The 24,522-nt window shown below is 48.5% G+C and carries 22 protein-coding genes; all 22 read left to right on the top strand.

Annotated features, from left to right (window positions below; all coding sequences use genetic code 11):
- Positions 1-16: 16 nt before the first annotated feature.
- Entirely contained in the window at positions 17-1,375 is a 1,359-nt protein-coding gene (locus tag NTY76_02615) for a radical SAM/SPASM domain-containing protein (protein ID MCX5677981.1), read from the top strand.
- Positions 1,376-1,494: 119 nt separating this feature from the next.
- Complete coding sequence (locus NTY76_02610) at positions 1,495-2,559, top strand: NAD-dependent epimerase/dehydratase family protein (protein ID MCX5677980.1); 1,065 nt, start codon at positions 1,495-1,497, stop codon at positions 2,557-2,559.
- A 6-nt stretch (positions 2,560-2,565) separates the two neighbouring features.
- On the top strand, positions 2,566-3,525 hold the full coding sequence (locus tag NTY76_02605) for a glycosyltransferase (protein ID MCX5677979.1): 960 nt from the start codon (positions 2,566-2,568) through the stop codon (positions 3,523-3,525).
- 7 nt (positions 3,526-3,532) lie between these two features.
- Positions 3,533-4,855 carry a glycosyltransferase family 39 protein gene (locus NTY76_02600; GenBank protein MCX5677978.1) on the top strand — a complete coding sequence of 441 codons (1,323 nt, stop codon included), beginning with the start codon at positions 3,533-3,535 and terminating at the stop codon, positions 4,853-4,855.
- Between the two features lie 2 nt (positions 4,856-4,857).
- Positions 4,858-6,336, top strand: coding sequence for a radical SAM protein (locus NTY76_02595; protein ID MCX5677977.1), 1,479 nt, complete (start codon positions 4,858-4,860; stop codon positions 6,334-6,336).
- On the top strand, positions 6,326-7,573 hold the full coding sequence (locus NTY76_02590) for a glycosyltransferase (protein MCX5677976.1): 1,248 nt from the start codon (positions 6,326-6,328) through the stop codon (positions 7,571-7,573). Before NTY76_02595 ends, NTY76_02590 begins: the two co-directional genes overlap by 11 nt.
- Complete coding sequence (locus NTY76_02585; GenBank protein ID MCX5677975.1) at positions 7,570-8,313, top strand: transglutaminase-like domain-containing protein; 744 nt, start codon at positions 7,570-7,572, stop codon at positions 8,311-8,313. The genes NTY76_02590 and NTY76_02585 overlap by 4 nt, the downstream gene beginning before the upstream one ends.
- Positions 8,310-9,812: a radical SAM protein gene (locus tag NTY76_02580; GenBank protein ID MCX5677974.1), complete on the top strand. Its 1,503-nt coding sequence runs from the start codon at positions 8,310-8,312 to the stop codon at positions 9,810-9,812. The genes NTY76_02585 and NTY76_02580 overlap by 4 nt, the downstream gene beginning before the upstream one ends.
- Before the next feature lie 87 nt (positions 9,813-9,899).
- Positions 9,900-10,424 (top strand): HTH domain-containing protein, encoded by a 525-nt coding sequence (locus NTY76_02575; GenBank protein MCX5677973.1) that lies wholly within the window; start codon positions 9,900-9,902, stop codon positions 10,422-10,424.
- A gap of 15 nt (positions 10,425-10,439) precedes the next feature.
- The gene (locus NTY76_02570; GenBank protein MCX5677972.1) at positions 10,440-11,792 is read left to right on the top strand and encodes a methyltransferase domain-containing protein; all 1,353 of its coding nucleotides are present in this window, start codon (positions 10,440-10,442) and stop codon (positions 11,790-11,792) included.
- Between the two features lie 13 nt (positions 11,793-11,805).
- Entirely contained in the window at positions 11,806-12,462 is a 657-nt protein-coding gene (locus tag NTY76_02565; GenBank protein ID MCX5677971.1) for a hypothetical protein, read from the top strand.
- Positions 12,459-13,118 carry a class I SAM-dependent methyltransferase gene (locus NTY76_02560; protein MCX5677970.1) on the top strand — a complete coding sequence of 220 codons (660 nt, stop codon included), beginning with the start codon at positions 12,459-12,461 and terminating at the stop codon, positions 13,116-13,118. Before NTY76_02565 ends, NTY76_02560 begins: the two co-directional genes overlap by 4 nt.
- On the top strand, positions 13,115-14,509 hold the full coding sequence (locus tag NTY76_02555) for a radical SAM protein (GenBank protein ID MCX5677969.1): 1,395 nt from the start codon (positions 13,115-13,117) through the stop codon (positions 14,507-14,509). Before NTY76_02560 ends, NTY76_02555 begins: the two co-directional genes overlap by 4 nt.
- Positions 14,506-16,419 carry a hypothetical protein gene (locus tag NTY76_02550; GenBank protein ID MCX5677968.1) on the top strand — a complete coding sequence of 638 codons (1,914 nt, stop codon included), beginning with the start codon at positions 14,506-14,508 and terminating at the stop codon, positions 16,417-16,419. The genes NTY76_02555 and NTY76_02550 overlap by 4 nt, the downstream gene beginning before the upstream one ends.
- Positions 16,400-16,900 (top strand): HAD hydrolase family protein, encoded by a 501-nt coding sequence (locus NTY76_02545; protein MCX5677967.1) that lies wholly within the window; start codon positions 16,400-16,402, stop codon positions 16,898-16,900. Before NTY76_02550 ends, NTY76_02545 begins: the two co-directional genes overlap by 20 nt.
- Positions 16,888-17,583, top strand: coding sequence for an acylneuraminate cytidylyltransferase family protein (locus NTY76_02540; protein MCX5677966.1), 696 nt, complete (start codon positions 16,888-16,890; stop codon positions 17,581-17,583). The genes NTY76_02545 and NTY76_02540 overlap by 13 nt, the downstream gene beginning before the upstream one ends.
- Before the next feature lie 3 nt (positions 17,584-17,586).
- Positions 17,587-18,462, top strand: a complete 876-nt coding sequence (locus NTY76_02535) for an N-acetylneuraminate synthase family protein (protein ID MCX5677965.1) — start codon at positions 17,587-17,589, stop codon at positions 18,460-18,462.
- Complete coding sequence (locus NTY76_02530; protein MCX5677964.1) at positions 18,459-19,976, top strand: radical SAM protein; 1,518 nt, start codon at positions 18,459-18,461, stop codon at positions 19,974-19,976. The genes NTY76_02535 and NTY76_02530 overlap by 4 nt, the downstream gene beginning before the upstream one ends.
- 32 nt (positions 19,977-20,008) lie before the next feature.
- Positions 20,009-21,223, top strand: coding sequence for a DegT/DnrJ/EryC1/StrS family aminotransferase (locus NTY76_02525; GenBank protein MCX5677963.1), 1,215 nt, complete (start codon positions 20,009-20,011; stop codon positions 21,221-21,223).
- Positions 21,210-22,352: an iron-containing alcohol dehydrogenase gene (locus NTY76_02520; protein ID MCX5677962.1), complete on the top strand. Its 1,143-nt coding sequence runs from the start codon at positions 21,210-21,212 to the stop codon at positions 22,350-22,352. The genes NTY76_02525 and NTY76_02520 overlap by 14 nt, the downstream gene beginning before the upstream one ends.
- Position 22,353: 1 nt before the next feature.
- On the top strand, positions 22,354-23,355 hold the full coding sequence (locus tag NTY76_02515; protein ID MCX5677961.1) for a class I SAM-dependent methyltransferase: 1,002 nt from the start codon (positions 22,354-22,356) through the stop codon (positions 23,353-23,355).
- Complete coding sequence (locus tag NTY76_02510) at positions 23,343-24,521, top strand: hypothetical protein (protein MCX5677960.1); 1,179 nt, start codon at positions 23,343-23,345, stop codon at positions 24,519-24,521. The genes NTY76_02515 and NTY76_02510 overlap by 13 nt, the downstream gene beginning before the upstream one ends.
- Position 24,522 lies beyond the last annotated feature (1 nt).

Below are 24,522 nucleotides of genomic sequence, written 5' to 3'. Positions count from 1 at the left end.
GGAGGCCCCTGAGCAAATGAGTAACCTTAAGAAGATAGCCCTTTTTTCGAATTATTCCTGGGCCTATACGTCGGCAACCGTTGCCAGAAAATATTTTCCCGAAAACGATATAACGCTTATCACCGCGAACACCGAAGATGTGGCAAAAAATCACGACTTTGGAATAACGGTCCTTGAGCTGGCAAGCCTTGAGCCTAAAGGCGCACCCTCAGTTGTGAAACAATTGAAGATATTTAAAGGGATGGGCTTCGATGCCGCTATAATAGATTACGGCTTCAGCCTTAATACCGCTTTCCTGCTGTTGTTCATGAACTTTAAAAAGATATTCATGATAGATTTCGGCAGCAAAGAGATAGTGCGGGCCATAACAAAGGGGCAATTTCTCGCAACATTCCGGAAGAAGCTCTATTTTTTTGTGAATAAGATACTGATACATATTTCGATGGGATTCAGGATGGGAGTGAGCCTGGGGTTCCCTTCGGAGATATCGATCGAGACGACCACTATATGCAATCTGCAATGCAGGGGTTGCCCTACCGGCCTCGGGCAGCTTAACAGGCCGCCGATGCTTATACCGCAGGAGCTATTCGACAATATAACGGAAAAGAACAGGATAAATTTCAGATATTTCGACACGATATATCCCTTCATCTTCGGCGAGCCGCTTTTGAATAATAAGATGATCGATTACCTGAAAAAGCTGCGCAGGATATCATCTCCTTACACGCGCATAGAGCTGCACACAAACGGCAATATACCGGACTCGAAAGAATTGGTTCGCAGGCTGTTAGGAACAGGTGTGGACCTGATCAGTATTTCGGTCGACGGGACGGACAAGACAGCATACGAGAGCTTCAGGAAGGGCGGAAATTTTGAGCTTGTCTTCGAATTTGTAAAGAACCTCACCGCCGCAAAAAAGGAGAAGGGCCTCTTAAAGCCGGAGGTAGTCGTCCAGATGATCCTTACAAGGTATTCGGAGAGCCAGAAAGGAGGCGCTAAGAGGCTTAAGGAGGAGCTGGGTGCGGACAGGCTGCTCTTTAAAGGCTTTTTCCATGAATTTACCGGTTTATCGGATGAGGACGGATATTCGATAGCTCCGCTGCAAAAGGACCTTACGCTGAACGAGAAGGATAAGAAAGCCATAATAGAAGGAAAAAAGAATTTGTGCGGTTGGGCCTACAGGGCCATTTCAATCATGTGTAACGGAAACGTCACCCCATGCTGCATAGACTTCAATACGGTCCTTTTGGACGGATTGAAGATAGATCGAGATGTTTCCATAAGGGATATCTGGAACTCGCCGAAATACAGGCGGTTTCGCAAAAATATGCTGCATGGCAAGATCCCGATATGCAATAAATGCTTTTTCTCATAGTCCAAGATTAAAGCATGTTGACAATCGGTATGTGAATAGGGTACAATTCACAGAATGTTTAAAACGTTCTAAACGATATGAAAACATAAGGAAATTTGAGAAATGGGATGCCATAAAATATGAGTAAAATAGCGCTAATCACAGGTTCGGCGGGCCTGGTAGGGTCTGAGTGCGTCAAGTTTTTTTCTCAGAAAGGGTTCAAGATAGTCGGGGTAGATAATGACATGCGCAGGTCGTTCTTTGGAGAGGAGGCCTCTGTTAACTGGAACAAGAAGCTGCTCATCGAAACGGTCGCCGATTATACCCATTATGATGCCGATATAAGGGACAGGTCCGCCATCGAGAAACTGTTTGGCGAATACAGTTTCGACCTTATAGTGCATACCGCGGCGCAGCCGTCGCATGACTGGGCGGCGCGCGATCCATATACGGATTTCAGCATAAATGCCGATGGCACATTGGTGCTTCTTGAATCTTTCAGGCGCTTCGCTCCCGCGGCCGCTTTTATATTCACTTCGACGAACAAAGTCTACGGTGATAACCCGAATTCGCTTCCTCTGGTAGAGCTTGATAAACGCTACGAATTACGCAAGGACCACAAGTATTATAACGGTATCGATGAGTCGATGAGCATAGATAATTGCCTCCACAGCCTGTTCGGCGCTTCTAAGGTCGCCGCGGATATGCTTGTGCAGGAGTACGGAAGGTACTTTGGCCTCAATACGGCCGCATTCAGATGCGGATGCCTCACGGGGCCCGCTCATTCGGGCGCAGAACTTCACGGTTTTCTGGCGTATCTGGTAAAATGCTGTATCGAAGGCAAGAGATATACGGTCTACGGCTATAAAGGGAAACAGGTGCGCGATAACATACACTCTCAAGACCTCGTAAACGCCTTTTATCATTTCTATCTCAAGCCCCGCCAGGGTGAGGTCTATAATATGGGTGGCTCAAGGTTCTCGAATTGCTCGGTGCTTGAGGCGATAGAACTATGCGAGAAGATCTGCGGTAAAAAGTTCAATTATGAATATGTAGATAAGAACAGGATAGGCGACCACATATGGTGGATATCGGATGTTTCGAAGTTTAAGGAGCACTATCCGTCGTGGCAGTTCAAATACGATGTAAGCAGGATAATAGAGGATATATTTAAAGGACACAGAAAGGAAGCTCACAGGACTTAAAGAGCTATGAATATCTCATTAGTTATCCCGGTCAGAGACGAAGAGCGCAGCATATCGAGGCTGCTTGCGTCCATTGCCGGACAGACGAGATCCCCCGACGAAGTCATATTTATCGACGCCGGATCGGCCGATAAGACGCGGTATCTGATAGAAACACGTAAAGACGATAAGCTTGCGGTCAAGGTCATTTCGATAGGTCCGGCCTACCCCGGCAAGGCAAGAAACGCAGGCATCAAAGAGGCGAAGCATGACCTGATCGCGTTTACCGATGGGGGAATAGAGCTCGATAACGATTGGCTGAAAGAGCTAAATTCTTTTATGGAAAAGGACGCCTCCTGCGATGTAGTATACGGCAGCTATTTTCCGAGGACCGATACGTTATTTAAGGAATGCCTGGCGATAGCAGTAGTCCCGCCGTTCACCTCGAGGAACGGCGTTTGCATGAGAACGCGCTTCATCGCCTCTTCGCTTATGAAGAGATCCGTATGGGAAGGGGTGGGGGCCTTTCCGGACCTGAGGGCCGCGGAGGACAGGATATTTATGGAGAGAGTCGAAGATAAGGGGTTCAAAGTTTTATATAATCCGAAGGCCTTTGTGATATGGGATATTCCGGAAAACCTCAAGAGAGTTATCCGGAGATTCTGCAGCTACTCATATCATGATATGAGGGCCGGCCGCTCGAGAGATTGGCACATACCCGTATTAAAGATGTATATCGCCGTGTTTATTTGCATCCTATTGGGTGCTTTCATGTCGCCCATATTTTTTATTTTACCGGTTATCGGTTTTGCGGCAAGAGTGATAAAAAAAATACTTATTAACATCAACGAGCCATATTTCAAGCTCATGAATGTTCCGGCATATGCCGTGATATCCGGGTTCCTGATATTTAGCATAGATTGCGCCATGTTCGCGGGATGGGCCAGGTATTTAACGGGAAGGCTCGGCGTAAAGTTATGGGGCTAACGTCTTTATGAGAGATAAATTATACGTTGTTTTGATCGCTATATCTCTTGCTACTGCGAGCTTCTTTTTCACCGGCGCGGTATTTCTTTTAATTGTCTTCGGGTCGGTCTGTTACCTTATCTTAAAAAACGCGCCGTTGGAGGACAGGAGATTTATACTTTCAGTGCTTATAGCCGGTTTCCTGATACGCCTTGGCGTAGCCATGTCGCTGCATGCGTTCAGTTATCTCAAGGGATACGAGGGAGCTACCTCCGGGGACGATCTGCTTTATACCGTCAGAAGCTGGGCGATCGTCTTCAAATGGGAAGGGAAGCCTTACTCCTGGGTGCAGGACCTTAGCGGCTCATTAGAGTACGGAGTTAACCCGTTTACTTTTATTATGGCGCTTTTTTATAAAGTATTCGGTTTCCATCCGATGTCCGTCAAGATCATAAATTGCATCATAGGTACCCTGATAGGGTGGATGTCATACTTGATAGGAAAGGAGCTGTTCGGCCGGAAGGCGGGCAGGATAGCTATGCTGATATCGATGTTTTACCCGTCCCTGATACGGTGGTCCATCGCGAATCTTAAGGATTCCCTGACCATACTCTCTTTTATGGTCTGTGTTTATATATGCGTTGCCCTTATATATAACAGAATGGCCATATGGAAATATGGCGTCCTGGTTTTATCTATAGTAACTCTATATTTTTTCGTTCAACGCTTCCATTTCGTGCTTGCCCTGGGAGGGGTGGCCGCAGCGGTGGCGTTAAGAGCTTTTACCGTTTTGAATATGAAATCGAGGATGGCTATCTTATCCATGACGGTAATTATTTTTTTGGCAGGCGGCGTATACTTCTTTTCCGTTAACACGAAACCGCTTATCAAATTGATACAGGCGTGTGAAGAGAAGCAGTTTACAATTGCGAAATCCGACTACGCGGGTTACCATTTTTATTCGGATGATTTCATGAGGTCGATAAAGAACGGCAAGATGCCGCCGCCCGAATTCCTGAAGTCGGTTTTCCTGAGCACTTCCTATTTTATGCTTACGCCGTTTCCGTGGCAGATGACGTCCCGCGAGAGGGCCGTAGCTTATCCTCAGATGCTCCTGTGGTATCTTGTGCTTTTTCTCGCGGTCTTCGGTTATTTCAAGCTTGCCTGCGACAAGACAAGGGCGGCCATCTTGATCGGAATTATGCTGTTTGCGGGCGTGATCGTTCATGCGATGGCAGAGGGTAATATCGGCGCGGCATTCAGGCACAGAGACCTCTTCACGCCGTTCTTCCTGGTATTGGCCTCGCCCGTTATAGCTGTAATAATCAACACCAGCGGCAAGGATGCGTGAAGATGAATATAACGCTTATATATCCTCTCCTGTCGAAGCACCGGAGCAGGATAGACGAGAATAAGCAGTTCTGGCCTCCCCTCGGGCTTGCCTATATCGCGGCAGTCCTCGAAAAAGGCGGACACCGGGTCAGAATCATCGATAGGGACGCATCCTTGCGGAAGAACGCGATGGATTTTGACAAGGTCGATGCTATCATGATCGACGAGATACGGTCATCCGGTTCGGATCTCGTCGGTATAAGCGCTACGACGCCTAATATGTCCGATGTCGGGCACATCTCAAAGCTCATTAAGGACTCGTGCGGTAATGCCGCCATCGTCCTGGGCGGCCCGCATCCTTCCGGTGAGCCTGCGCTCAGTCTCGATGAAAATCCGTGTGTCGATATAGTCGTGAAGGGCGAAGGAGAGTTCGCATTGCTCGATATCGCGGAAGGCCTTCTCCGGAAAGATATAAAAGGGATATACTACAGGGACGGCGGCTCGGTCGCCTCTACCGCGCCGCGCGAAGTGATCAAGAATATAGACGATCTACCCATGCCGGCGCGACATCTGCTCGATATGAAATTCTATACCAGGCCAAGCCGCTTCACTTCAAGGAACCTGAGTTTAAGGACAACTTCGATCTTTACGGCCAGAGGGTGCCCGTACCGCTGTACTTTTTGCGCGGGGCCGCTCATCTTCAGCGGTAAGGTCCGCTTTCATTCGCCCGGGCGTGTTGTGGCGGAGATAGAGGAGCTCGTGTCGCGCTACGGTATAGAGGCCCTCTATTTCGCGGAAGACATGTTCCTGAGCTCGAAGGAAAGGGCCGAAGAGCTTCTGAATATATTTATCAAAAAAGGCCTAAATAAGACGATCCGATGGATGGCGCAGGCAAAAGCGAGCATCATTACGGATGATCTGCTTGGCCTCATGAAGGATGCGGGCTGCGTCGGCATAGAATACGGGTTCGAATCGGGATCGCAGAGGGTGCTGGACCTTATGAACAAGCGCCTGAAGATCGACGAAAGCCTGAGGGCCGCCACCCTGACGCGCAAGGCCCGGCTGCGTTTCCAGGCGAATATCATCGTCGGATATCCGGGCGAGAAGGAAGAAGATTTCAAAGAGACGCTGTCGTTCATAAAGAGAGTGAAACCGAATATGGTGGGTTTCAACATCTTCATGCCACTTCCCGGCACGTCGAGCTACGAGGCGCTGAAGCGCGATAAGAAAACTCTCCCGAAATGGGACGATATAGGCGATCCGGAGATGCCGCATATAAATTACGCGGATATGCCGCGGGAGACGTTCGAAAGGCTCTACCTGGAAGCGCGGCTGAAGCTGATATTGCCGCTTAATCTGAAGGCATTCATTGCGGATAACATCCGGAATCCCGCACGGCTTATCCGGATAGCCCTGACGCAGTTCCGCGGGGTCCTGATCAAGACGTGCAGGTCGTTTATCAGGCTTTCGACGCTGAATAAGGCCTCACATGCAAAATAAAGCGAAGATCCTTTTCTTATCCTATAATGGCCTGCTCGAGCCGATCCTGCCTTCCCAGGCCGTTCCGTATCTGGAGAAATTGGTCGCAAAGGGATTTGGCTTCATGCTCTTTACCTATGAGAAGAAACGGGATCTGGAGAGGGTCGGGAAGGGAAAGATAGAAATCCTGAAAGGCGAGTTAAGGTCGAAGGGCATAGATTGGAGATATCTGCCCTACCATAAACGGCCCCCTTTGTTGTCGACGCTGTTTGACCTTGCCGCAGGCGCCGCCGCCGTATCGCGCCTTGTCCGAAAAGAGAAGGTCGACATAATACATGTAAGAGGGATCACGCCCGGCATTATCGTGCTCATGCTCTCGAGATTATTAAAGGTGAAGGTCCTTTTCGATATGAGAGGGCTTCTCGCTGAGGAATATGTGGGAGGCGGATTATGGAAGGAGGACAGCCTTGCCTTCAGGGCGGTCAAAATGGCCGAAAGAAATATGCTATTGCGCGCCGATGCGATAACGGTGCTTACGCAGAAACACCTCGAATTCAACAGGACCCTGGATTATTTAAAGGATAGAGATGTCCCCATGGATGTTATCCCATGCTGCGTGGATATGGATCGATTCGGATATAATCGAGATAACGATACGACCCGCTCAGAGTTGGGGATCGATGGCTCATTTGTTATTATGTACCCGGGCAAGATCGGCACGTTCTATTTGATGAAGGAGATGCTCGAATTCTATAAAGTTTTAACTGCTCATCTGCCCAAGGCCGTATTTTTGATATTGACAAATGACGACACCGCCGCCGTTCTCGAAAAAGCGAGGGCTATCGGCATCGATGAACGGGGCATTAAGATCGTACGTGGCATCCGGTTTGAAGAGATGCCGCGTTATATGGCCGTAGCCGACGCAGGAATATTCTTTATCAACCCATACAAGAAGATTGGTTCATCGCCCATCAAGATGGGTGAGTTCCTTGCTTCGGGAGTCCCTGTTGTCATAAATCCCGGGGTGGGGGATACGGAGGAGCTTGTGCGAAATAACAATATCGGGGTCGTGGTCGAAGGTTTCGAAGAAAGAGATTACAAGGATGCGGCATTACGCCTGATGGCGATGAAAGGCGAAGGTGAGACCCTTAAGCGCAGATGCAGAGATGCGGCGATGCGCTGCCTTTCCCTGAGTGAAGGAGCGGATAAATACGAAAAGATATACGGCATTTTATCGCGCTCAGAAGGGAAGGCATGAAGCAATTCACAATAAGCAAGAAGATGCGGCGTTTCCTGTTGTTACTGATCCTCGCGGCAGCCGCGGCGGCCGTTCTCACTATTGACGTTTCGATAAAGCAGGGTGTCGATGGCCGTGTCAGGGAGATCCATATGCCCCTTTATGCAAAGGGTGCGGAGTTCTTAACCAGGCACCTTGAGTACATCAGGTTGGCTAAAGACGTAACCGCGGGCTGTAGCACCGATGAGCAAAAAGTGCTGGCTATCCTGAAATGGACGCGTGAAAATATTAAAGAGATTCCGCCCGGCATGCCGGTCATCGACGACCATATTTTGAATATCATTATAAGAGGCTACGGTGTGCAGGAGCAGTTTCAGGATGTCTTTACCACGCTTTGCGCCTATTCGGGCGTTCCGGCATTTTGGGGAAGGGTTTACGGCGAAGACCGTAAAGTTAAATACACTCTTTCCTTTGTGACGCTGGATAAAAAGTTGCGGGTATTCGACGCTTATTACGGTAAGTATTTCAGGAATAAAGAAGGAAAGATCGCGTCTGTGGAAGATATATCAGGCGACCACTCTATAGTGAGCGGCGGGGACGTAGATTCTATTTTTATAAAAGGCGTCCCGTATAAGACGTTCTATTATAATCTGGACCAGATCGAAGAACAGATGAAGTTCAGGACCCAGAAGCAGATGCCGTTAAGGCGTATCCTGTTCGAATTCGGGAAGATATTCGATGGGAAGAAGGAAAAGAGATGAAGGTTTTATTTGTTAACCCGTCACGGGCAGGCCAAGGGAACATTCCGCTTAATATCCCTATCCTGATCAGCGTACTGAAAAGCCACGGCCACGAAGTCCGGCTGTTCGATTTTCCGGATTACGAGAAATTTAGCTACGAACTTTACAAAAAGATGTTCTTTAAGAGCGCGCCGCTCGATGCCGATCAGGTCATACGCGACAGGAAGGATTTTTATAAATACGATTTCGGTATCATGGTCGAAGGTTGCGATTTGAAGAGAACGGACTACAAAGCCGATTTCGATAAGCTTTTGAACGATTTTCGTCCGGATCTGATAGGCGTAAGCGCATTAACCGTGGATTTTAAATTCAGCAGCCGGTTCCTGCTGCCGTTCAAGAAAAAATATAATATACAGGTCATCTACGGAGGCTGCCAGGCCATACTGCTGCCCGAGGAAACGCTTGCTTCTCCGGCATGCGATATAATTTGTACCGGAGAAGGTGAGAAGACGATATTGGCCATGATGGATGCGCTCGAGCATGCGAAACCGTTGAGCACGGTGCGTGGGATATGGTTCAAGCAGGACGGCGTTATAATAAAAAATCCCGGCATGCCGCTGGAAGATATCTCGAGCCTGCCGGACCCGGATTACGGATCTTTTGACCCGATTCATTTTTACAGGCCGTTTGACGGAGAACAATATAAGATGCTTAATTATGAACTGTCAAGAGGATGCCTGTTCGATTGCTCATATTGCGTGAACAGTGTCTTTAAAACAAGGTTTAAGGAACTCGGAGTTTATCGCAGGGTAAAAAAAATACCCAGGAGCATTGAAGAGCTTAAAAACCTAATCGCTAAATATAATTTCAACTTTATCCGCTTTTGGGATGAGGATTTCACTTCTTTGAATGCCGCTTATATAAGAGAATACGCCGATGCCTACAAAAAGGAGATCGGTCTTCCGTTTCTTATCTATGCGCGCGTAAGCACTATCACTGAGGAGAAGGCAGGGATATTGAAAGAGATGGGGTGCAGGACATTCGCAATAGGGATAGAGAGCGGCAATGATTTCATAAGAAGAGAAGTCATGAACAGAAGGATGACTAACGAGGAGATAATAGAGAAGTTCAGGATCGTCAGCTCATTAGGCATAAGGGTATCTTCATATAACATAATAGGCCTGCCTCGTGAAACCAGAAAGCATATCTTCGATACCATAGAGCTGAATAGATTGGTAAAGCCCGATTCCTTCTCAGTCAGCTTATTAGCGCCTTTTAAAGGTACTCCTATCAGAAAATTGTGCGAGGAGGAGGGTTTGGACCCTGATTACGATGCGACGGCTTTTATCGGCGTTCAATTTGTGCCAAAAGGGATGACCCGCAAAGAGCTTGAGGGCCTATTTCGAACCTTTTCATTTTATGTTCGCTTCCCAAAAGACAGGTATGATGAGATAAAAGAGGCAGAAACAGATGATTTGGTGTATAAAAGGCTATTGGAAGAGTTCAGAACTAGATTATAACATATTAATTGACACGATATCAGTGGTGTAGTATACTTATTCAACGTTTAATATGTTTTAAACAATATAAATACTAAAGAGGAGACAATGAATTCTAAACTAGAAAGTGCGCAAGATAAGTTTATAGAGAGCATAGGTAAGATGTGCGACAGTTTTGGATTAAACCGATTTATAGCTCAGTTGTATGCGGTGCTTTATTTAAGCGACAAGCCTTTATCGCTCGATGACCTGATGGGTAAGCTGAAAGTCAGCAAAGGTTCGATAAGTCTCAACATACGGGAGCTTGAAAAATGGGGGGCCGTCAAGAATATCTGGATCAAAGGATCGCGCAGAGACTATTATGAGGCAAACCTGGATGTTAAGAATATAATCGCTAATAAGATCAAGAGCGGCATCCAGAAGAGGGCGAATGAGGTTTCCAGTATGCTGGATGAGTTTAACGCGATCGTCCGGTCGGCAGGCGGCGAGCTTACCGAAGAAGAGCAGAAGACAGCCAAGCTCTATCAGGAAAGGATGAAGAATATAGAGGAGCTTAAGAGCATTGCCATCAGTGCCATAAATCTCGCGGATAAATTTCTATCGGTGTTGCCTGATCGAAGAGATGCTCAATAAAAATATGGAGGCAACTTGCCGGACTTAAAAACGCCGAAGATCGATATTCTCATACCTTCCCGCAGCGGGTCGAAGGGCCTTTACAGGAAGAGCATGGTGCTTTTGGATTTTAAGCCCCTAATCGAGTATACGCTTGACGCGGCGGTGGGCGCGAAACATATAAGACATGTCTATCTTACTACGGATGAACCGGACCTGCTCTCTAAGTATAAGGGCTATCACGGCATAAGGATTATCGAAAGGCCCAAAGTTTTGTCCGGAGACGATGTCTCGATAAAGGATGTTATATTACACGCCCTAAGCGCAATGGACAAGAATAAGCCGGATATACTGGCCCTGCTATTTCCGTCAGCGCCGCTCAGGACAGCCTCTCATGTCGATAGATCCGTAGAGTTCGCCATTTCGCTCAAGTCGTTCGATAGCGTGGTGAGCGTTACACGTACGAGATTCTCTCCTTACGGCGGGCTTAAACTTGACGGGCGGAATAGGGCAAAGTTCCTTCTTAAGGATGGACCGAAGTATTTCAGACGCCAGGACCAGCCGGTAACATATAAACTGAATGGCGCTATCTGGATTGTGAAGGCAAGGGATGTCCAGAAGCTGAATGATCTCCTACTCGGTAAAGATTCGTATGGATTCGAAATGGATGAGGCAGATAGCGTAAATGTGGAGACTCTTTACGATATCCCTTTTGCCGAAGCAATGCTATCGTTTCGGAAAGAGCGCATAAGTTGGGAATCGAGGGGCGGGTTCAACGTCCAGCGATTTTATATGCACGATGACGCCGCGCTCGGCATCAGAAGGACGATATTCGATGCGGCCGCCTATGAGAGGCATTTTGCGCGCTACCGCTTCTTCCTGGATCACATAGAGCCTTCGGATTCTGTGCTCGACATCGCATGCGGCAGCGGATATGGTTCGGAGCTTATCGCGGAAAAAGCACGTCTGGTGACCGGTGTGGACGGCGATGCGAAGACGATCGAATATGCCAAACGTCACCACTCCAGAGAGAATATCGCGTTCCAGGCGTCATCCGCAGAGATGTTCTGCCCGAAATGCCGATATGACAAGATAATATCCGTAGAGACTATAGAGCACCTTACGGATCCGGCCGCGTTCCTGTCCCGCGCGAAAGGATGGCTTAAGCCGAAAGGGGAGCTATGGCTTACATGCCCCCTTGCCGATAAGTCGGTAAAGCATGTCGATAATCCGTTCCATATAAGCGAGATGACATATGAGGAGATAAATAAATTAATGAAGTCGTATTTCCGGAAAGCGGCCTTTTTCAACCTTTCCGGCCAGGATATATTCTCGCGCGATACTTTGAACAACAAGACGACCTATATAATCGCGAAAGGAACATGCTAAAGAGATGAAGGCTATGAGGAATTACGCGCTCATACCGGCCAAGGAAAGATCTTCGCGGTGCCATAACAAGAACTGGCGGGACTTCACGGGCGGCTATTCGCTGGTCGATTTCGCCGTGAAGACCACGCCGGAAGGCATCTTCGATACCGTGATCGTCTCGACCGATAAAAAGGGCTATTCCGTTCCGAAAGGGGTAAGTGCACATCTCAGAGGTAAAGAGTTGGCCGGAGAAGATTCGTCCGTCATGGATCTCATTAAGGTGATCATTAAGGAATACGGGATGCGTGATTCCGACTACCTTTGGCTTTTGAACCCGACCTCGCCGTTCAGGAGCCTTAAAGATTACCGCGAGATCTCGCAACTGATCAGGGAAGAAAGGCCGAAAGCGGTGATATCGGTTACGGGGGTAAGCCCGTTCATATGGAAAGGCGATAGGCCGTTGTTCCCGACCAGCGGCAAGCGGCCGAACACTCAGGATTTCAAGAAACAGTATGCGGTCGAGAACGGCATGTTCTATATTATGAATGTCGGTTATTTCCGCAGGAGGAGCAGTTGGTATGGAAATGGAACTATGCTTTATGAACAGAAGAGGCTGGAGTCTTTAGTCGATATAAATACCGAAGAGGATTTTAAAGAGGCCAAAAAGATAGCCAAAAGGAGAGCAGCATGATAGAGCTCGATCTTTCCAAGCAGTTCTATTACGAAAATAATTTTTACCTGACCGCTCCGATAAACAGGATAAGCAAGTTCGCGACGCATCTTGAGCTATTCAGGAAGGTATCGAACATTGCGGGCGACATAGTGGAATGCGGTGTCTTTAAAGGCGTATCCCTCTCCAGGCTCATCAAGTTCAGGGCTCTTTTCGAGAATGTTTACTCAAAGAAGATAATAGGTTTCGACATATTCGGGGAGTTCCCGGAAGCCAGGTTTGAAAAGGACGTAGCGAAGAGGGCGCAGTTCATCCGTGAAGCCGGAAGCAGGAGCATAGGGAAAGAGGAATTCATCACCCTCCTTAAGAAGCTCGAGCTTTACCAGAACATAGAACTGGTCGAAGGGGATATTTTAAAGACCGTGCCGGAATACAAGTCGAAGAATCCGCACCTCAAAATATCACTTCTGCATATAGACGTCGATCTTCATGAGGCCACGGCGGTCTGTCTCGAGGAACTCTATCCGCTTGTCTCAAGAGGCGGGATAGTCATACTTGACGATTATGGCGCATTTGCGGGCGCCAATAAGGCTATAGACGATTTCTTTGCCGACAAGAAGACCAGGATCAATAAATTGCCGTATGCCAACGCCATATCGTTCGTGGAGAAGCCTTGAAGATATTGTTAGTGGTTTATGATAATGACGCGTTTTTGCACCAGTTCCCTTTAGGGACGGCGTATATAGCCGCTGCCCTGAGGAAGGCCGGGCATGATGTCACGATATATCAGCAGGATGTATACCATATGCCCGAAGATCACCTTACTGCGCACCTTGACGGCAATAATTATGATATGGTCGGCGTGGGGGTGATAGGCGGTTACTATCAATATCGTAAACTGCTCAAGATATCGGACAGTATAAATAGATCGAGAAAGAGACCCCTTTATGTGATCGGAGGCCACGGACCGTCTCCCGAGCCCGCCTATTTTTTAAAGAAGACGGGGGCCGATGCCGTGGTGATAGGCGAGGGCGAAAATACCATAGTCGAATTATGCCGGGCCATTGAAAGCAAGAGCCCGTGGGAAGACGTTAAAGGCATCGCCTACATGGATAATAAGCGCGGAAAGTTTCAGACGAACGGAGAGAGGGCGCTGATAAAAGATCTCGATCTGATAACTCATCCGGCATGGGAGTTGTTCGACATAAATTATTACGCGTTATTCCGGTATCCTAATATAAGGCATAACCAGCGCGGACTGCCCATGATCACGGGGCGGGGATGTCCATACAGATGTAATTTTTGCTACAGGATGGATAAAGGGTTCCGTCCGAGGCGGCCGCAAAGCATTATCGATGAGATAAAGATACTCAAGGAGAGATATGGCATCACTTATATAACATTTTCGGACGAACTCTTAATGTCTTCGGAAGCGAGAACGATCGAGCTGTGCGATCAATTCCTGAAGGCGAATCTCGGTATAAACTGGTACTGTAACGGAAGACTTAATTACGCTTCCGGGAAGGTTCTGAAACTTATGAAAAGGGCAGGATGTGTTTTTATCAACTACGGCATAGAAGCCATGGATGACCTCGCCCTTGAAAAGATGGAGAAACAGCTTACTACGGCACAGATCATAAGGGGCGTTGAAAACACGCTTGAGGCCGGCATAAGCCCCGGGCTTAATATTATTTTCGGCAATCTCGGCGAGAGCAGAGAGACCCTCATGAAGGGCGTTGAATTCCTGCTGAAATATGACGATATGGCGCAGATAAGGACCATACGGCCGGTTACGCCATATCCAGGGTCCCCGCTATATTATTATGCGATCGAAAAAGGCCTGCTGAAAGATTGCGCGGATTTTTATGAGCATAAACACCGGAACTCCGACCTGTTAAGTGTTAATTTTACAGACATGACCGACAATGAATTTCACGCATCGCTATTTGAAGCTAACAAGATGCTTCTCGAGAACTATTTTAAAAAGAAATTTGCGGCATCGGTGGAGCAATTCGAAAAGATGTATTGCCATAACGATACCTCGTTCAGGGGGCTGCGCCATACATGAAGAGGCAAAAGAACGTTATATGGATCCAGAGGCTGGGCTCGCCACAGATAGTCTCCATGCTTTTCAGGAGGATCGCAGGATCGTCAGAGATATTTTACGACGAACATTGCGTAACGCCTACGGCAAAGCTCATCATGAAAGCTATTGCAGCCGTTGGCGCAGGTTCTCTTTTGCGGCCTGCGGAGCTATCGATAAGCCAGAGGGATGGGGAAGGTTTTGCCGCGTCTCAGGGCATCTGGGAGCGCATGGATAAGAGCATCGACCGTTTCTGCGATGACTGTTGCGCCGGAGCCGACGGACGGTCACGGAAGACGATCAAGTCATATCTTGCGGCGATAGTCCGCAGCCAATGCGAATTCATCGGTATGGTCGAACTGAAGATCGACGGCGCGGTCGATTGCGATAATATACTTTATATAACGCGGCATCCCGCAAACAGGGCCCTCGATGGATTTTACGATAGGCGGAACTACTGCATCAAGGAATACGGTCTCAAGGATACGATCAAGCATTACCTGAAACCGTTGTACTATGCGTTCTTAGCCCTCCTGGTAAGATTCATTCCGCAAAGGGGTCTCGGTAATGCCTGCCAAACGAAGCCCTCGGTCTGGGTGGAGTACGTGAAGACGGATGTATTCGACTTCGCCTTCTGGCGCAGGCATATAGTTGCGGAGACATTCGACATAATAAATTACATAGATAGAGATGACCGCGGCCATTTTAAAGAGACGGTCGATGATATCACGGACCGGGCCTTCAAGTGGCTCAGGCTGGACATCGTCGCGCTGATGAAGCTGGCGCGATTGAAGCCATCCGATCTGGCGCCCATCTTTTTTAAGAGACGTCTTCGAAGCTCCAACGAGCCGCGATGGTTTGCGATATACACCTTCGAGTACGAAATATTGTACATTCTATATCGGGCCGTATTTGTGCGCTTTAAAGCTAGGATGCTTATACAGCATCAGGAGACTTCGTGGAGACAGGACGTCCAGTCGCGCGCGATCGAAGACGCCGGCGGCATCATGTTCGGATATAATTGGTCCAATTACTATTTTTATCCCCTGCCTACGCACATCTTCCCTCAGCACGTCTATTTCGTATGGGGAGACAACATTAAAGAGAGCATGATGAAGCTGGGCAATATGTCGATGAACATCCTGCCTTCCGGGCTCTGGCTTACGCCCGGGAAAGAGACCCCTGCTGGGCTTCAAAAGATGGCCGGCGGCCTTGATTTTATCATGGCGATATTCGATAATTCCGCGGGATATAAAGTGCTCCATTCTCCCGGGTCTCTCGCGAGGTTCTATCTGGAGATGCTGGAGTTATTAGAGCAGAACCCGCGATGGGGAGGCATCATCAAGAGCAAGTCCTACGATATCGCTGCGTTGAGGCAGCTGCCGCGCGGCGAAGAGATCGTTTCGAAGGTGGAATCTCTCGGCAAGGAAGGCCGGCTGGCGGTCATCGATCACGGCCAGAGCCCGCTTGCCGTTTCGAGGGAGGCGGACCTCGCAGTATGTTACGGCCTGAATTCAGCCGGTATCGTCGCCGCCGTTTATGGGACTCCCGCCGTGCACTGGGATTGCGGTGGCGTGGGCAGGTTCGCATTTTATGAAGATGTCCAGCAGCGTTTCTTCTTCAAGACGCTCGATGAGATGAAGGAAGCGATCAGACTCTCTGCTGCGGGCGATACGTCTATAGGAGATTTTTCAAATTGGGCGCGCGAGTTTAACTATTTTAACGATCTTGCTGCGCCCGCAAGGGTCGGGCGCTTCATAATGACTTTTATGGACAGGCTCTCCGCTACCGACGAGATCCGGCCATCGTTAAAATATTCGGTCGAAAGATACATGGAAGAGAACGGCCTTTCTTCAGGCGTTCGTGGAGGTTCATTTGAAAAAGCGTGTGCATAAGATACAGTTGAAAGATGTAGGGCTGATCGTATACGATTTTGACGGTGTGCTTACGGATAATAGGGCGATCGTCAGCGAGAAAGGGGCGGAGGGCGTGATGGTCAACAGGTCGGACGGCCTGGCGATCGATATGATGCGCCGCTCCGGGGTCGAACAGGTCATCCTCACTACAGAAAAGAATAAGACGGCGGTCTTTCGCGCGCGCAAGCTTCGCATCCCCATCAAGTACGGTATCGACGATAAGAGGGATGCCCTTGAAAGATATTGCAAAATTAAAGGCATCCCGCTCGGGAAGGTCGTTTATGTAGGTAATGACGTGAATGATCTTGACGCGATGGCAGTCGTTGGCTGGCCCGTCTGCCCTTCCGACGCATATAGAGCGATCAAGGACGTGTCGCGGATGATCTTAAAGACCCCCTCGGGCTCTGGAGCCGTTCGTGAGCTTGCGGGCTGTATCTTCGGTGGGATATGGCGCATATAATCTGCATCGTTCCCGCCAGGGGCGGCTCGAAGTCGATACCGAAAAAGAATATTGTGGATTTCTGTGGAAAGCCGCTGATAGCCTGGACGATCCGGCAGGCGCTCGAGAGCAGCCTTATCGATGACGTATATGTGACAACGGATGACGATACGATCGCCGCCGTCTCGGAGAAATACGGCGCGAAGGTGATAAGGCGCCCGAAACGTCTATCGACCGATACTGCGAGCTCGGAAGATGCCCTTATGCATGCCCTATCGGAGATAGAGAAGAGAGGCGCCGGGATAGATCTGGTGGTCTTCCTTCAGGCTACTTCGCCGCTTCGCCGCGCAAAAGATATAGATATGGCCATAGCGCAGTTTCGCGCGACGAAGGCCGACTCGATGTTTTCGGCGGCCATCCTGGAGGATTATACCATTTGGAAGAAGATCGGCCCCCGGCTTAAGAGCGTCAGTTTTAATTATAAGGAGAGAGGCCGCAGGCAGGACAGGGAACCGCTTTATCTGGAGAACGGCTCGATATATCTTTTTAAACCGGAGATACTAAAACGATGCAAGAACCGTTTGGGCGGCAGGATGCGCATGTATATTATGGACTTCTGGAGATCGTACGAGATAGATAATGCCGAGGATTTAAAAGTGTGTGAATATTTCATGAAAAATAATATTTTAAAAAAGCGGGGATAAGCTATGGCGCAGAAAGTGATAAAGGTCGCTGATCATACTATCGGAGAAGGTTCCCCGGTATTCATGATCGCCGAAATAGGGATCAACCACAACGGAAACCTCGATATCGCCAAGAGGCTTATTGACGCGGCCTTCGCTTGCAACTGGGATTGTGTGAAATTCCAGAAGAGGACTCCCGAGATATGCGTCCCGGAGCACCAGAAAGGCGTGATGCGCGATACCCCATGGGGAAGGATGACGTATCTTGAATATCGGCATAAGGTCGAGTTCGGGGACGCGGAATATTCTTACATCGACAGGTATTGCAAAGAAAAGCCTCTGGCATGGACCGCTTCAATATGGGATCTGCCCAGCCTGGATTTTATATTGAAGTATGACATCTCTTTTATCAAGATACCGTCGGCCAAGCTGACCGACAAGGAGCTTATTGGCCAGGCCTGCAGGGTCGGTAAGCCCGTGATCCTGTCGACCGGGATGAGCACAATAGAGGAGGTCGATGAGGCCGTTGAGGTGCTGGAGAAGTATTCGAAAGGGAACTATGTCATTATGCATACTAACTCCACATACCCTACACCGGCCGCTGAAGTGAACTTGCGGGTTATACCGCTTTTGCAGAAAAGATACGGATGCATAGTCGGCTACAGCGGACACGAGTATGACCTTGAACCCACCGTTATCGCAAGCGTCTTGGGAGCGAAAGTCGTGGAGAGACACATAACGCTTGATCACGGCATGTGGGGTTCTGACCATGCTGCCAGCCTTGAGGTCCATGCGATGAATATGCTCTATAAGCGCATAAAGGATATAGATATGCTTCTTGGGGATGGCGTCAAGAGGATCACGGAGAAAGAGCTGGAGATTAGGAAGAAGCTTAAGTGAAGATACTGTTTATCTATCCGAATGCCAACGGTTATGGCAGGATCCCTATTGGGATTTCGGTTATTATGACCATGCTGTCCGTCCGCGGCCACAAGATAGAGCTCTTTGACACGACATTTATACTGAAGACAGAACACGCCGATAATGCTGTCAGGGAGAAGGCGAAACTGGTCCTTCCTACGGATACGTCAAACCTTTACGAGGGGCTTTCGCCGGAAAAAGTGGACAGAATGCTGGAAGAAAAGTTCATGAGGTTTTCACCTGACCTTATAGCGATAAGCATAGTGGAAGACAATTATCAATATGCGGACCATCTTCTCAGTATCATCAACGGCATAGACAAGGATATACCGGTAATCGCGGGAGGTTCTACACCGACCATAGTGCCGCATATCCTTATCGACAACCCCAATATCGATTATATAATCCAGGGTGAAGGAGAAGATGCTATGGCTGAGTTCTGCGGCCTCTTGTCTGCCCATAAAGATGTCAGGGGTGTAAAGGGCCTATGGTTTAAGGATAACGGAAAGGTGCGGCGTAACCCGTTAAGGCCGTTCGTGGATCTTGATACGCTTCCATTTCAGGATCTCGACTTTTGGGACAGCCGCCACTTTGTGAAGGCGTACAACGGGAAACTTTATAAAGCCGGATATTTCGAGATGTCGCGAGGCTGCCTCAACAGGTGCTCTTATTGCATAAATGATTCATATCAGAAATTATTCCGCGATTCAGGCAGCTACCATCGCAGGAAGTCGGTTGAAAGGGCTATCGGCGAGATAAAGTCTTTAAAGGAAAGGTACGGATTCGACATCATATTCTTCTGCGACGACAACTTTCTCCTATTACCGGATAGGAAGATGGCGCAATTTGCGGCATTGTGGAAGCTGAAGGTAACCCTGCCTTACTGGATAAACACTACCGTCGAAACGCTCACGAGGCAGAAGCTGGAGATGCTTAAAGCGTCCGGATGCTGCGGCATTGGAATAGGGATAGAGTCCGGCAGTGAATGGATGAGAAGGCACATCCTGCGCCGCTCGGTTACTAATAAGAAGATAGAAGATGTGTTTGGACTTATACACGAGTTCGGCATACGCACTACTGCGAATAATATGATAGGTTTTCCCGGTGAATACGAGGAAGATATTTTTGAGACAATAAAGCTCAATAAACGCATAAAGCCGAAGAGCTGCGATGTCACTTTCGTCGCGCCGTACGCCGGGACAGCGATATATTCCGTCTCGAAGAAATTCGGCTATATAGAGGTGTCTGATAGGCCCGGTTTTAAGGGCATGTCGAGACAGATCAATATGAGATACGGTCCTGTTATACAGAATCCTGAGATCTCAGCTGAAAGGCTCATGGATATATTCTATAAATTTATCGATTACGTGGATGGGCGCATCTCAATACCGGAGAAGTTCAACCTTCCCGCCCCGGGAAGCGATGGTTCTGCTGCGGGCCGCGGCAGGATGAGCATAGGCGTAAAAGAGGCGCTCGACGCTTTCGTGCCATGATCCCGTTGGCCTTTAAATGATGGAGGAATGTTGTGGATAGCTGGAAAATACCGTGGAGCGGAAAGGCTCATGATTTTACCGATGAGGAGATATCCTTTATTGTAAATGTTATGAAGACGGCTGATCCGCTTACACAGGGTAAATACCTGAAATTATTCGAAGAAGAGCTTACCAGATACCTGGGGGCAGATACCGGCAGCGTTTGCGCCCTGAACAGCGCGACATCTGCGCTTGAACTCGTAGCGGCGTTCTGCGGCCTTAAAGAAGGGGATGAAGTTATAGTCCCCGGCCATACATTCACCGCTTCGGCCTTGCCATTCTTAAGGAGGGGAGCAAGGATCATCTGGGCGGATATTGACCCTTTGACCTGGGTTATAAGCGCCGATGATGTAATTAATAAGATCACGAAACGGACGAAAGCGATAGTGCTGGTCCACTTATACGGCGTGACCGCTGATGTCGGTAAGTTCATAAAGATAGGCGCCGATAAAAAGATACTTATAGTGGAAGACGCCGCCCAGGCATTCGGGGCGATGCATGCCGGAAAAAGAGCGGGCACACTCGCCGATTTCGGGGTATTCAGCTTCCATGCACAGAAGAACATGACGACTTTCGGCGAAGGCGGAGCACTATATGTTAAGGATGCGGGTATTGCGGCCAAGGTGCCCGGTATGAGAAATTTCGGCGCAAAGCCGTTCGATAAGAAAGAGTTCTACTGGAAGCCGGCTATGACAAACATAGATACGGTTCTCGACAATGAACTTCCCTATAAATTTACGATTTCTGAAATACAATGCGCGATAGGGTATAAGCTTCTCAAAAGAATAGAGAGCCTTAATAATTCCAGGAAAGCGCGGTATCTCGAGTTCAGGAAGGCGCTATCCGCATTCCCTGAACTGGTCTTTCAGAAGGTGCCGGATGGATGTGAACCATCATATCATCTATTGCCAGCAAAGTATGAAGGCCGGAAGCACGGAATAGCATCGACGAGAGACGATCTTATAAAAGCGCTGGCTTTTGAGTATAAGGTACAGGCGATAGTCCAGTATTATCCTTTGTACAGATATGATCTCTACAAGAAATGCGGCCAGGGGAAGGCCGAATGCCCGAATACGGATAACTTATTCGACAACATGGTCTCGTTTCCTTTCCATCAATGGATGTCCGATGAAGATTTTGGGTACATGGTGAATAGCACCAAGAAAGCCTTAATGAAGCTGAGGGGACAAAAGAATGATAAAGTTTGAGTCGACAACAAAGCTGATATTGTCGGATAACTTGGCATCCGATATCGGCGCGATCGTCAGAGACGAGATGCCGAAGAATATTACGGTTATACTCGATGCTAACATTGCCGGACAAGAAAGCGTAGTAAAGATGCTCGAAGCTATCGAAACTATTGCCGCGGTGAAAGCGGTTACCGTGAAATCAGCTGAACCCACTACGGATATGGTAAACGAATATGCCGGAAAATTGAGGAAGGTGAAGACGGGCCTGTATATAGGTATTGGCGGGGGAAGCGTGCTTGATCTGACTAAGGCGCTTTCCGTCATGACCGTAAACGCCGGCAAAGTCGAGGAATATCACGGGACCGGCAAGATCTTTACGTCTGGCGTAAAGAAGATGATGGTGCCGACAACCGCCGGTACAGGAAGCGAAGTGACAGGTGGCGCGGTCCTGGTCAACGAAAGGACAAAGTTCAAAAGAGGCATCGGGGGCAAGTATGTCATTCCGGATTATGCCATATTGGACGCATCGTTGACGGCCACGATGCCGGACAGTATTACGGCCTCCACGGGAATGGATGCTATAGGCCATGCGGTGGAGTCGTATACGGCACGGTGTGCGAACGATATAACGAGGATCTACTCAAAAGAGGCATTCAGGCTCGTTTATAACAATCTTCCCAAAGTTCTTAACGACAGGCAGAATATGGACTTGCGGAGGAAGGTCCTTCTCGGCTCGACTCTGGCCGGCATAGCGATCGCTAACTCCAATACCGGGGCATGCCACTCGATATCTTACGCGATGGGGCTCTACCACAATATTCCGCACGGTCTGGCGGTGGCATATCTATTACCGGCGGTCGTGAAGATAAATATGGAAAAAGGGTGCAACTTGTATGCAGATCTTTATGATCTGATAGATGTCGCCGATAAAGGCTTATCGATAAGGATGAAGGCAGAGAGGTTCAGCAGCGACCTATCAGTCTATGGCCCGTTATCGTGCCTTACTAAAAAATTCAGTGATTACGGTGTGACGGAAAAAAACCGCGGTTTTATAGCTAAGAGGGGCTTAGACCTTACGCCCGCATTGAGCAATAATCCGGTTGAGTTCGGGCTCGAAGAAGCCCTTAGGGTACTGAGAGAGGTTTAGATTGAAGACGAAAATAAAAAAAGGCGTAGATATCGAGATAAAGAAAAAACTGATCCCATTCGCCGAATTTCACTCTCCCTCAAAGGCTGCTATGAAGATCACGGCATCTCAGGCTGAACTTGTACGGGAGTTTAACCGTAAGGTGACGGATGGCCTTATTGAATACGAGACTGTCGAATGTCTGTGCGGCGCCCGCGCATTCGATCTCCTGGCATCAGCGGACAGGTACGCCATGATACAGGATTCAGTGGTTTGCACAAAATGCGGGCTCATCCAGTCGAACCCAAGGATGACGGAAGAGGAGCTTCGGCGCTTCTATTCTTCGGATTTATACCGGAGGTGCTACGAGGGCGACGACTATCTGGACACGGCAAAATTCAAATATGATACTAAGTACGGCTACTATATATTCGATGAGATAAGAAAAGTTAGAGAGATCGTGCCTGGCATGACTATTGTGGAGCTGGGCGCCGGGGGCGGCTGGAATCTGGTGCCGTTCAGGGATGCGGGAGCCAAGGTCCTAGGCGTGGAGTATAGTCCGAGCCTTGTAAAGTTCGGCCGGGATAATGGGATGGAGATGGTGCAGGGTGATATAACAAATATAAACGGCACCTATGACGTGGTCATCCTTAACCATGTGTTTGAACATATGCTGAACCCGGTAAGCTTCCTTAAGAAGCTGACGAAACATCTTGATACGGGGTCCGTCGTATATATAGCGGTCCCGAATATAATGAATTTTGGGATGCTGCAGCTTCAGAACGCGCATACCTATTATTTTTCGCCTGAGACGCTAGAATACTTCTGTTCTCTCGGAGGGCTGGAGATGGTGAAGAGAGGCCCTGCCCAGAAGATCCACATGTACGGGATATTCAGGAAAGTCGCCAAGGAAGGACGGCAGGCAGATCTCGGGGGCCATTATAAAAAAATGCGCCGGCATATCATGAAGTCGAATGTCAAATTCCGGATAAAATCCGTGTTGAGGGCGTTATGCCTAAAGTAAAAAAGATAATATTCTTCGTGGAATCCCCATTTTGCCGGCGCGACTACGAGAGGTTCGGCGTAGATATCATACGAAAGAACGGATTTGAGGTCGAAGCGTGGGATTTTACGCCATTCCTGCATCCCGATCTTCATGGAAATGTAAAAGCTGAGGATCCCGGCGATCGGGACGGCCACAAACTGTTTAATACATTGAAGAGAGCGAGTTACGCGATCTCCCGGATCGATAAGGATGAATGCATGATCGTCTGTATGATCTCTTACAGCCTGATCTCATATGCGATCTTCAGGGCGCTTTCGAACAATAACATACGGTATTGCATGTTCGGGGCAAATGCGATACCCCTGGTCAATGACAGCGCGATCATGCCGAGGATATCCCGCGTATTTGACAAAGGCGGTTTCGGAAGAATGCTGAACAGTCTGTTTCTACGAATTCCGCATAAATTGATAGGGGTCCGCCCGGCAGCCATGTTCCTGGCGGGCGGGAGCGGATCGGTCCATTTCGGAAGGTTCTACCCTAGAGACAATAGCACGAAGACGATCCCGATCCATACGCTCGATTACGATATCTATCTCAGGGAGGGAAAGGCGAACATTTCGACGGATAGCATGACGGGAGTATTCCTGGATGAGGATGTTTGTTTTCATCCGGAATATATAATACGGAATGAAAAACCGTACTCTACGGCCGAAGAATATTTTCCGCTTTTGCGTGATTTCTTCGACCATCTTGAAAATAGATTGGGCATAAAGATAACTGTCGCGGCTCATCCGCGATCGAGATACGAAGACCACCCGGGCTATTTCGGGGATCGGCCGGTCATCAAAGGAAGGACGATCGAGCTAGTGAAGAAGTCACGTTTCGTTATGGCGCATAACAGCTCATCCATCAACTTTGCAGTCCTCTACGGGAAACCGATAATATTCATAACGACGGATGATCTGAAGAGGAGCCCGCAGGGAAGGCTCATAGAACGGATAGCGTCGATCTTTGAAAAGAATCCGATAAACTTGAACGATGGTTTTGAAATCGACCTGGAGAAGGAGCTCGCCATCGATGGCAGGGTATATGGACGGTATGCGGAGTCATATATAAAAATTCCGAATTCCGGAGATCGGTTATTCTGGCAGATATTTTCGGATAACGTGAAGGAATTTGGATAAC

The sequence above is a fragment of the Candidatus Omnitrophota bacterium genome (assembly GCA_026387175.1).
Lineage (GTDB): Bacteria > Omnitrophota > Gorgyraeia > 2-01-FULL-45-10 > 2-01-FULL-45-10 > CAIMPC01.
This window is presented reverse-complemented; position numbering and strand designations above follow the sequence as displayed.

Coding starts and splice junctions, on each gene's coding strand:
- NTY76_02615 (MCX5677981.1), top strand. CDS start 17: ATGAGTAACCTTAAGAAGATAGCCCTTTTTTCGAATTATTCCTGGGCC.
- NTY76_02610 (MCX5677980.1), top strand. CDS start 1,495: ATGAGTAAAATAGCGCTAATCACAGGTTCGGCGGGCCTGGTAGGGTCT.
- NTY76_02605 (MCX5677979.1), top strand. CDS start 2,566: ATGAATATCTCATTAGTTATCCCGGTCAGAGACGAAGAGCGCAGCATA.
- NTY76_02600 (MCX5677978.1), top strand. CDS start 3,533: ATGAGAGATAAATTATACGTTGTTTTGATCGCTATATCTCTTGCTACT.
- NTY76_02595 (MCX5677977.1), top strand. CDS start 4,858: ATGAATATAACGCTTATATATCCTCTCCTGTCGAAGCACCGGAGCAGG.
- NTY76_02590 (MCX5677976.1), top strand. CDS start 6,326: ATGCAAAATAAAGCGAAGATCCTTTTCTTATCCTATAATGGCCTGCTC.
- NTY76_02585 (MCX5677975.1), top strand. CDS start 7,570: ATGAAGCAATTCACAATAAGCAAGAAGATGCGGCGTTTCCTGTTGTTA.
- NTY76_02580 (MCX5677974.1), top strand. CDS start 8,310: ATGAAGGTTTTATTTGTTAACCCGTCACGGGCAGGCCAAGGGAACATT.
- NTY76_02575 (MCX5677973.1), top strand. CDS start 9,900: ATGAATTCTAAACTAGAAAGTGCGCAAGATAAGTTTATAGAGAGCATA.
- NTY76_02565 (MCX5677971.1), top strand. CDS start 11,806: ATGAGGAATTACGCGCTCATACCGGCCAAGGAAAGATCTTCGCGGTGC.
- NTY76_02560 (MCX5677970.1), top strand. CDS start 12,459: ATGATAGAGCTCGATCTTTCCAAGCAGTTCTATTACGAAAATAATTTT.
- NTY76_02550 (MCX5677968.1), top strand. CDS start 14,506: ATGAAGAGGCAAAAGAACGTTATATGGATCCAGAGGCTGGGCTCGCCA.
- NTY76_02540 (MCX5677966.1), top strand. CDS start 16,888: ATGGCGCATATAATCTGCATCGTTCCCGCCAGGGGCGGCTCGAAGTCG.
- NTY76_02535 (MCX5677965.1), top strand. CDS start 17,587: ATGGCGCAGAAAGTGATAAAGGTCGCTGATCATACTATCGGAGAAGGT.
- NTY76_02520 (MCX5677962.1), top strand. CDS start 21,210: ATGATAAAGTTTGAGTCGACAACAAAGCTGATATTGTCGGATAACTTG.
- NTY76_02510 (MCX5677960.1), top strand. CDS start 23,343: ATGCCTAAAGTAAAAAAGATAATATTCTTCGTGGAATCCCCATTTTGC.